The sequence below is a fragment of the Nocardia farcinica genome (genome assembly GCF_029867845.1).
GTDB lineage: Bacteria > Actinomycetota > Actinomycetes > Mycobacteriales > Mycobacteriaceae > Nocardia > Nocardia farcinica_A.
The window spans coordinates 1-1,243 of the sequence record NZ_JARWRU010000475.1; the positions used below are offsets into that span (position 1 = coordinate 1).

1 protein-coding gene is annotated in these 1,243 nt (G+C 74.1%); it reads left to right on the forward strand.

Annotated elements, in window-relative coordinates:
• A partial coding sequence (locus QH283_RS10185; protein ID WP_280502771.1) for an AMP-binding enzyme occupies positions 1-1,243 on the forward strand: 1,243 nt, incomplete at both ends.

Below are 1,243 nucleotides of genomic sequence, written 5' to 3' on the forward strand. Positions count from 1 at the left end.
TACCGGGGCCGCACCGACTTCCAGGTGATGATCCGGGGCTTCCGCATCGAGCTCGGCGACATCGAGGCGGCGCTGCTGCGCCACGACGCGGTGTCGGCGGCGGCGGTGCTGGCGCACAACGACCCGAACCTGGGCGACCGCCTGGTGGCCTACGTGGTCCCGGCGGCGGGCCGCTCGGTGGAGGACTTCGACCGGCGGGCGTTGCAGTCCGCGCTGTCGGAGGACCTGCCGTCCTACATGGTGCCCAGCGCCTTCGTGGTGCTCGACGCCCTGCCGCTCAACGCCAACGGCAAGCTCGACCGCAAGGCGCTGCCCGCGCCGAGCTTCGATCAGGCCGCCTACCGCGCGCCGTCGACCCCGGCGGAGCGGATCGTGGCGGAGGTGTTCGCCGACGTCCTCGGCCTGAAGAAGTCCGAATCCGGCCGCATCGGCGCGGACGACGACTTCTTCGCCCTCGGCGGCAATAGCATCCTGTCCATCCAGCTGGTGGCCCGGGCCAAGGCCGCGGGCGTGGCGTTCAGCGTGCGCGAGGTCTTCGACCAGCGCACCGTGGCGGCACTGGCCGCCGCGGCGACCCTGACCGGCGCCACCGAGACCGGCCTGCGGGAACTGCCGGGCGGCGGCGTCGGCGAGATCCCGGTCGACCCGGCGACGGCGCTGCTGCTGGCGCAGGACCACTTCGACGGCGTGGCCGAGGCCGTGACGCTGGCGATGCCGCAGGCCCTGGACTGGTGGACGCTGCTGGAAGCGCTCGAGGCGATCTTCGAGCGCCACGACGCGCTGCGCACCCGCGTGCGACGCGAGGGCGACGGCTGGACGTTCGAGGCGCAGCCGCTGGTCGACGTCGAGCCGCTGGTCCGGGAGGTCCGGGTCGCCCGTGGCACCGACGGCGACTGGCTGCGCGGCGACGAGCTCGCCGCCGCGGTGGACCGCCTCGACCCGGCCGAGGGCGTGATGGCGCAGTTCGTGCTGTTCACCTTCGAGGACGAGCGCACCGACGAGCTGCTCGTCGTGGCGCACCGCCTCGTGGTGGACGGCCCGTCCTGGCGGATCCTGACCGAGGAGATCACCGAGGCGGTCGCCCGCCTCGGTGTGGACGCCCCGCTGGAGCTGCCGGCGACCGGCACCTCGCTGCGCCGCTGGGCCCACCACGTGGCCGAGGCCGACCACAGCGCGGAACTGCCCTACTGGCAGCAGATCCCGGCGGCCGACGCGCCGCCGATCGGTGAGCGGGCCTTCGACC